The organism is Kineococcus indalonis, from assembly GCF_009906395.1.
GTDB classification, from domain to species: Bacteria; Actinomycetota; Actinomycetes; order Actinomycetales; family Kineococcaceae; genus Kineococcus; species Kineococcus indalonis.
On sequence record NZ_JAAALM010000145.1, the window covers coordinates 1 to 8,171 of the forward strand.

Below are 8,171 nucleotides of genomic sequence, written 5' to 3' on the forward strand. Positions count from 1 at the left end.
GTCCCGCACCCGCCGGGCGCGGGCGAGCCCGGTCGCGTGCCCTCACCCGGCCCGCCGCGAGCGCGCGCGCTCTGACCCGCGCGGACGGCCGGGCCCCGCGGGACTGCGTACCCTGGGGGCGTGCCAGGCACCTCCGCGCAACGACGCTCCGTCGCCCTCGTCACCCTCGGGTGCGCCCGCAACGACGTGGACTCCGAGGAGCTGGCGGGCCGGCTCGCCGACGCCGGGTGGGACCTCGTCGACGACCCCGACGGCGCCGACGTCGCGGTCGTCAACACCTGCGGGTTCGTCGAGCAGGCCAAGAAGGACTCCATCGACACCGTCCTGGCCGCCGCCGACCTGAAGGAGTCCGGCCGCACCGGCGCCGTCGTGGCCGTCGGGTGCCTGGCCGAGCGCTACGGCAGGGACCTGGCCGAGTCGTTGCCCGAGGCCGACGCCGTGCTCGGCTTCGACTCCTACGCCGACCTCTCCAGCCACCTCGAGGCGGTCCTGCACGGCGAGCGGCCCCGGGCGCACGTGCCGCGCGACCGGCGCACCCTGCTGCCGCTGGCCCCCGCCGAGCGCCAGGCCGCCCGCGCCGCCGTCCAGCTGCCCGACCTGCCCGACGGGCTGGCCCCCGCCAGCGGCCCGCGCGTGGTGCGCCGCCGCCTGGGCTCCGGGCCGTGGGCGCCCGTGAAGATCGCCGCCGGCTGCGACCGGCGCTGCACCTTCTGCGCCATCCCCGCCTTCCGCGGCTCCTTCGTCTCCCGCCCCGCCGACGAGGTCCTCGCCGAGGCGCGCTGGCTGGCCGGGCAGGGCGTCAAGGAGGTCTTCCTCGTCAGCGAGAACACCACCAGCTACGGCAAGGACCTCGGCGACCTGCGCGCCCTGGAGGCCCTGCTGCCGCGGGTGGCGGCCGTGGAGGGGATCCAGCGCGTGCGCGTGTCCTACCTGCAGCCCGCCGAGGTGCGCCCCGGCCTGCTGGACGCGCTCACCTCCACCCCCGGCGTCGTGCCGTACTTCGACCTGTCCTTCCAGCACTCCTCGCCCGCGGTGCTGCGCCGCATGCGCCGCTTCGGCGGCACCGGGCCGTTCCTGGACCTGCTGGAGCAGGTGCGCGAGCGCGCGCCCCTGGCGGGCATCCGCTCCAACGTCATCGTCGGCTTCCCCGGCGAGACCGAGGACGACGTGGACGAGCTGTGCTCGTTCCTGGAGCGCGCCCGCCTCGACGTGGTCGGCGTCTTCGGCTACTCCGACGAGGACGGCACCGAGGCCGCCGGCCTGGACGGCAAGCTGCCCGACGACGTGGTCGCCGCCCGCGCCGACCGCGTCAGCCGCCTCGTGGAGGAGCTGGTCGCCCAGCGCGCCGAGGAGCGCCTGGGCGAGGTCGTGGAGGTCCTCGTGGAGTCCGTCGTCGACGAGGACGGCGACCCGCGCGTCGTGGGCCGCGCCGCCCACCAGGGTCCCGACGTGGACGGCGAGACCGAGCTGGACCTGCCCCCGGGCGCGCGCGCGGCCGTCGGCGACCTGGTGCGCGCCCGCGTCACCGGCGTCTCCGGCGCCGACCTGCTCGCCGAGCCGCTCGTGGGGGCCGCCGCGCCGGTGCCGGCGTGAGCAGCCGCACGGACCGCCCGGAGCAGCCGCCGCAGCGCCCGGCGCGCTTCGAGTGGCGCACCGCGCACCGCCTGCACCTGCCCAACGCGCTGACGGTCCTGCGGCTGCTGTTCGTGCCGCTGTTCGCCTGGTTCCTCGCCCACGACGGCGGGCAGGACTGGCGCTGGCGGCTGGCCGCCACGGCCGTCTTCGTCGCCGCCAGCATCACCGACCGCTACGACGGCCACCTGGCGCGCCGCTGGGGCACCGTCAGCGACTTCGGCAAGGTCGCCGACCCCCTCGCCGACAAGGCCCTCATCGGCACCGGCCTGCTGGTGCTGTCGCTGCAGGGCCGGGTGCCGTGGTGGATGACCGTCGTGATCCTCGCCCGCGAGGTGCTCGTCACGCTCCTGCGCTTCCTCGTCATCCGCCGCGGCGTGATCATCCCCGCCGACCGCGGCGGCAAGGTGAAGACGGTCGTGCAGACCGTCGCCGTCGGCCTGCTCGTGCTGCCCCTGCCCGGCTGGACGCGCTGGCCGCTGCTGGCGCTGGTGCTGGTGGCGGTGGTGCTCACCCTGACCAGCGCCCGCGGGTACCTCACCGCCGGCCTGAAGCTGCTGCGCCGGTGAGCGCGCCGGCTGCGGGCGGACCGGGTGCGGGCGGGCCGCTGCCGCCGGCGGCGGGCGTCGTGGCGGCCCTGCGGGCGGCCGGGCTGAGCGTGGCGACCGCCGAGTCCCTGACCGGCGGGCTGGTGTGCGCGGCGCTCGTGGACGTGCCGGGCGCCTCCGCGGTGGTGCGCGGGGCGGTCGTCGCCTACGCCACCGAGCTGAAGACCTCCGTGCTCGGCGTGGACGCGCGGCTGCTGGCCCGCACCGGGCCGGTGGACGCCGAGGTGGCCCGCCAGATGGCGCGCGGGGTGCGCGAGCGCCTGGGCGCGGACGTCGGGCTGGCCACCACCGGCGTGGCCGGTCCGGGCCCCGCCGACGGCCACGAGGCCGGCACCGTCTACGTGGCCGTGGCCGCCGACGCGCTGCCCGGCGGCGCCGTGGCCCGCCGCCTGGCGCTGGCGGGGGAGCGCGCCGCGGTGCGCCGCGGGGCGGTGGAGGCGGTGCTCGCCGACCTCGCCGGGGTGCTCGACGCGCGGACGTGACCCTCGTCGCTGCCGTCGGCGGCGCGGAACACCGGGCGCCCGCCGAGAGTTGAGCTGATCGTGCGCAACTCCGTTCCCACCACGACCCCGACGCGTTCCCCGGGGTACGGTGGTGGTTCCAGTACGGGCAGCCACCGAGGAGCGCCGAACGGACGACCGGCCCTCCGAGGCCTGCCCCCTCGACTCCCTGAGGGAGGCCGCCGCATGGTCGTGCTCCGCCGGACGATCGGTGACGTGCTGCGCGACGAGCGGCGCGGGCAGCAGCGCACCCTGCGGGAGGTCTCCTCGACCGCCCGCGTCTCGCTCGGCTACCTCAGCGAGGTGGAGCGCGGCCAGAAGGAGGCCTCCAGCGAGCTGCTGGCCTCCATCTGCACGGCCCTGGACGTCCCCCTGTCCCACGTGCTGGGCGAGGTGACCCGCCGCATCGCCGACGAGGAGGGCGGTCACCGCCCCTACGCCGCCGAGGGCGTGGTGCCCACCCCGGGTTCGCCGCGCACCTCGCCCAAGGGCGCCGGCGGCGTGGCCACCGCCGCGCGCCTGCCCGTCGTCGAGGCGGCGCCCGCCGTGGCGCCGCAGCCGGCGCGCCCGGCCCTGGAGGAGGCTCCCGAGGCGTCCTCCGGGCACGGGGCCGAGCCCGTGGACGTCGTCGTCGACCAGGCCGTCGACGCGATCGTGGACTCCGCGCTGGAGGACCTCGTCGCCGGCCGCGGCAGCGAGTTCCCCCTGGAGCTGGACGGGCTGCCGGAGGAGCTGGAGCTCGTCCTGCGCCGGCGCCTGCTGCCGGCCGCCTGAGGCGCACCACCTCCGAGCACCACCCGCACGCCCCTCAGCGGCGCGCCCGGTACGCCGGGCGCGCCGCTGACGCGTGGGCGCGGCGGCGCGGCTGCGCGCCCAGGGGCTGCTGGGCGCGGCCGTCGTCGGTCGGCGCCGGCCCCGGCTGGCAGCGCGGGCAGTAGAAGGCCGTGCGCTCCTGCGGGGCGCGCCCGATCAGCGCCACCCGCACGGTGGTGCCGCAGCGCAGGCACGGCAGCCCGGAGCGGGCGTGAGCGTAGTTCTGCCGGCCCCGGCGCAGGTCGCCCGTGGTGACCTGCTGCACGCGGTCCTTGTTCGCGTCCAGCAGCCGGTGCACCAGCCGCAGGAACGCCGCCGGGTCCGGCAGGTCGCCCACCGGCGTCCACGGGCTCACCCCGGCCAGGAAGCACGCCTCTGCCATGTAGAAGGTGCCCACCCCCGCCAGCACCCGCTGGTCCAGCAGCGCCTCGCCCAGCGCGCGCCCGGGCGCGGCCAGCAGGCGCCGCCGCGCCTCTGCCGTGTCCCAGCCCGGCCCGAGCAGGTCCGGGCCCAGGTGACCCACGAGGTCGCCCTCCGCGGCGGTGGGCACCAGCTCCAGCACCCCCAGCCGGTGCCCGACCGCCGTCCACGCCGCGGTGACGAGCACCGCGCGCACCCCCGACGCCGAGCGCCGACCGTTCCCGTCGGAGCCGGTGCGCTCCACGTACCAGGAACCCTCCATGCGCAGGTGGCTGTGCAGGGTCAGCGGTGCCTCGCCCGCGGTGCCCGCCAGCCGGGTCAGCAGGTGCTTGCCGGCGCTGACGACCTCCAGCACGTCCCGGCCGGACAGGTCGGCCGTCGCCAGGCTGGGCCAGCGCAGGTCGCTGGAGAGCACCTCGCGCCCGGCCAGCGCCGCGTGCAGGCGCCGCGCGGTGCGCCAGACGACGTCACCCTCGGGCACGGACCGCCGCCCCCGCGCGCCGGCGGCTCACGCGCGGATCCGCAGGCCGCGCGGGGTGGCGTGGAAGCCCGCCGCCTCCAGGGCCGCGCCCAGCGGCGAGGCGGCCGTCAGCACCTCCGCGCCGTCGGCGCGCTCGACGGTCAGCTTGCCCAGCGCGCCGTCGCGCACGGCCAGCGCCAGGGCGTCGGCCGCCGCCTGCAGCGGCTCGCCCTCCTCGCTCCACGAGAGCACCGAGCGCCCGCCGCGCTCGACGTACAGCACGAGCTCACCGTCGACGAGCACCACCAGCGCGCCCGCCTTGCGCCCGGGCCGGTGCCCGGTGGCGCCCGCGCTGGCCCCCGGGCGCTCGGGCCACGGCAGGGCCGCGCCGTACGGGTTGGCGGGGTCGGTGGCGGCCAGCACCAGCGCGCCCGGCCGGGCCTCGGCCCGCTCGTCGCGGCGCTGGGAGGGGCTGCGCCCGCCCAGCGGGCGGGCGGAGTCGCGCAGGCGGTCCACCGCCCCGGTGCTCGCGAACTGCGAGGCGCCCAGCCCCTCGACGAAGTAGCCGCGCCGGGCCCGCCCGGCCTCCTCGAAGGCGGCCAGCACGCGGTACGCGGCGGCGAACCCGCCCGGCACCCGCTCGGCGGCCACCGCGCCGCGCGTGAGCACCCCGTGCCGGTCCAGCAGGACCTCCGCGGCGGCGTGCGCGCGCACGGTCGCGTCGGTCTCCAGCTCCGGCAGCAGCGACCAGCGGCCCGCCGCCGACGGCGGCCCGCTGCGCGTGGGCAGCTCCGCGCGCGCCGCGCGCAGCCCCGCACCGGGGCGCCGCGCCGCGCCGTAGCGGGCGTAGCGCGGGCGCGGCGCGGCCTTCTTCGTGCGGTGCGCCCCGCGCCCGCCGCCGAGGCGGTTGCGCAGCGGCGCCAGCGTGTCGTTGGTGAGGTGCCCGGACCACACGAGGTCCCACAGCACGTCGGTCAGGGCGGCGTCGTCGGTGGAGCCGACGGCCTCGGACACGGCGCGGAAGAAGAAGGCGCCCCCGCCGCCGAGCGCCTCCAGCACCGCGCGGTGCAGCTCGGTGTCCACGGGCACCTCGGACTCGGCCGGGTCCGGCAGCGTCAGCGGTGCCAGGTCCGCCGGGTGCAGCGAGACCCAGCCGTCGTCGCCGGCGAGGTCGCCGTGCCCGGCCCACACGACCTCCCCCGCGGTGGTCAGCTCGTCGAGCATCGCCGGGGAGTAGCCCTCCACCCGCGCGGCCAGCACCAGCGGTTCCAGGGCGCTGGCCGGCACGACGGCGCCGGCCAGCTGCTCCACGGCGCGCAGCACCCCGTCCGCCCCGCGCAGCCGCGAGCGCAGCCCGGTGCCCACGCCCTGCCAGGCCGGCAGGAACCGCGCGAGGTCGCGCGGGGCGACGGGCTCGACGTCGGCGCGCAGCGCCGCCAGCGAGCGGCGGCGCAGCACCCGCAGCACGTCCGCGTCGCACAGCTCCAGCCCGGTGCCGCCCGGGCGCAGCTCGCCCTCGACGAGCCGGCCGGCGGCCTGCAGGCGCCGCAGCGCGTCGTGCGCCACCGCCCGGCCCACGCCGAAGCGCGCGGCGGCCTGCACCACGGTGAAGGGCCCGCGGGTGCGCGCGTAGCGCCCGAACAGCTCCCCCAGGGGGTCGGCGACCGGCTCGGTGAACGCCTCGGGCACCCCCACCGGCAGCGGGGTGCCCAGGCCGTCGCGCAGCCGACCGGCGTCCTCGATCGCGGCCCAGTGCTCCTGGCCGGCCACGCGCACCCGGATGACCCGGCGCGCCTCCTCCAGGGACACCAGCCAGCGCGCCACCTCCCCCTCGGGCACGTGGACGGGCTCCTCGTCGGGGGCGGAGCGGCCGCTGCGGTCGGCGACCTCCGCGGTCGTCAGCGGGCCCAGGACCCGCAGCAGGTCCGCGACGTCCTCGGCGTCGGCGCAGCGGCGGGTGGGCGCAAGCCGCTGCAGCTCGGCCTCGGTGCGCTCCACGGCCTCGGGGTCCAGCAGGTCGCGCAGCGCCGCGCCCTCCCCGCGCCCCAGCAGCTCGGCCAGCAGGCTCGGGTCCAGCGCCAGGGCCGCGGCGCGGCGCTCGGCCAGCGGGGAGTCGCCCTCGTAGAGGAACTGCGCGACGTAGCCGAACATCAGCCCGCGCGCGAACGGCGAGGGCTGCTGCGACTCCACCTCCACCACCCGCACCTCCCGGGCGGCGAGGTCGCGCATGAGCTGCTCCAGACCCGTGACGTCGAAGACGTCCGAGAGGCACTCGCGCACCGTCTCCAGCACGATCGGGAAGCTGGCGAACCGGCTGGCCACCTGCAGCAGCGAGGCGGCCCGCTGGCGCTGCTGCCACAGCGGCTGGCGCTTGCCCGGCTGGCGCCGCGGCAGCAGCAGCGCGCGGGCGGCGCACTCGCGGAAGCGGGCGGCGAACAGCGCCGAGCCGCCGATCTCCGCGGTGACCAGCTCGGCGACCTCGTCGGCCTCCAGCACGACGAGGTCGGCCACGTCCGGGCCCTGCCCCTCGGGCAGGTCCAGGTCGGGCAGGCGCAGCACGATGCCGTCGTCGGCGGGCATGGCCTGCACGTCGACGCCGAAGCGCTCACGCATGCGCGCGCCCAGCGCCAGCGCCCACGGGGAGTGCACCTGCCCGCCGAAGGGGGAGTGCACGCAGATGCGCCAGTCGCCCAGCTCGTCGCGGAAGCGCTCGACCACGACCGTGCGGTCGTCGGGCACGTGGCGGGTGGCCTCCTGCTGCTCGGCCAGGTACGCGACGAGGTTGTCGGTGGCCCACTCGTCCATGCCGGAGGCCAGCACCCGCTCGCGGGCCGCGGCGCCGGTGAAGCCGCCGTCCAGCGAGCCCAGCTCGCGCACGAACGCGCCCAGCGCCCGGCCCAGCTCCGCCGGGCGCCCCAGCGCCTCGCCGTGCCAGAAGGGCAGCCGGCCCGGCTGCCCGGGCGCGGGGGTGACCAGCACGCGGTCGTGGGTGATGTCCTCCACCCGCCACGCCGAGGAACCCAGCGTGATGACGTCGCCGACGCGCGACTCGTAGACCATCTCCTCGTCGAGCTCGCCCACGCGCCGCCCCGGCCCCTCGCCGCTCGCCAGGAACACGCCGAACAGCCCGCGGTCGGGGATGGTGCCGCCGCTGGTGACCGCCAGGCGCTGGGCGCCGGGCCGGGCGGTGAGGGTCTCGGTGACGCGGTCCCACACCAGGCGCGGGCGCAGCTCGGCGAACTCGTCGCTGGGGTAGCGCCCGGAGAGCATGTCCAGGACCGCGTCGAGGACCGCGCGCGACAGGGTGGCGAACGGGGCGGCGCGCCGGACCAGCTCGTGCAGCTCCGGCACGGTCCACTCGTCCATCGCGACCATCGCCACGACCTGCTGGGCCAGCACGTCCAGCGGGTTGGCCGGCACCCGCAGCTCCTCGATGCGCCCGTCGCGCATCCGCTCGACGACCACGGCCGTCTGCAGCAGGTCGCCGCGGAACTTCGGGAACAGCACGCCGCGCGAGACGGCGCCCACCTGGTGCCCGGCGCGCCCCACGCGCTGCAGGCCGCTGGCCACGCTGGGCGGGGACTCCACCTGGACGACGAGGTCGACGGCGCCCATGTCGATGCCCAGCTCCAGGCTGGAGGTGGCCACCACCGCCGGCAGCCGGCCGGCCTTGAGCTCCTCCTCGATGAGGGCGCGCTGCTCCTTGGAGACCGAGCCGTGGTGGGCGCGGGCGAGCAC

General features: G+C 78.1%; 5 protein-coding genes and 1 pseudogene. 4 read left to right on the top strand and 2 right to left on the bottom strand.

The features are described from left to right. The first annotated feature begins 120 nt into the window (after positions 1 to 120). The 4 genes and pseudogenes from rimO to GTR00_RS26330 form a co-directional block, all read left to right on the top strand. Positions 121 to 1,593: a 30S ribosomal protein S12 methylthiotransferase RimO gene (gene rimO, locus GTR00_RS09295; RefSeq protein WP_166611348.1), complete on the top strand. Its 1,473-nt coding sequence runs from the start codon at positions 121 to 123 to the stop codon at positions 1,591 to 1,593. After that, positions 1,590 to 2,201, top strand: coding sequence for a CDP-diacylglycerol--glycerol-3-phosphate 3-phosphatidyltransferase (gene pgsA / locus GTR00_RS09300; RefSeq protein ID WP_166611349.1), 612 nt, complete (start codon positions 1,590 to 1,592; stop codon positions 2,199 to 2,201). The genes rimO and pgsA overlap by 4 nt, the downstream gene beginning before the upstream one ends. Continuing rightward, positions 2,198 to 2,722, top strand: coding sequence for a CinA family protein (locus GTR00_RS09305; RefSeq protein WP_323132355.1), 525 nt, complete (start codon positions 2,198 to 2,200; stop codon positions 2,720 to 2,722). The genes pgsA and GTR00_RS09305 overlap by 4 nt, the downstream gene beginning before the upstream one ends. 204 nt (positions 2,723 to 2,926) lie before the next feature. Further along, positions 2,927 to 3,289 (top strand): annotated as a pseudogene (locus GTR00_RS26330) (helix-turn-helix domain-containing protein); the annotation flags it as partial. A 259-nt stretch (positions 3,290 to 3,548) separates the two neighbouring features. Here the strand turns inward: GTR00_RS26330 and GTR00_RS24940 are convergent. Together GTR00_RS24940 and GTR00_RS09320 are read right to left on the bottom strand one after the other, a co-directional pair. Next, positions 3,549 to 4,454, bottom strand: coding sequence for an Fpg/Nei family DNA glycosylase (locus tag GTR00_RS24940; RefSeq protein ID WP_166611350.1), 906 nt, complete (start codon positions 4,452 to 4,454; stop codon positions 3,549 to 3,551). Between the two features lie 27 nt (positions 4,455 to 4,481). Further along, the coding region (locus GTR00_RS09320; RefSeq protein ID WP_166611351.1) for an Lhr family helicase at positions 4,482 to 8,171 on the bottom strand (3,690 nt) is incomplete at its 5' end.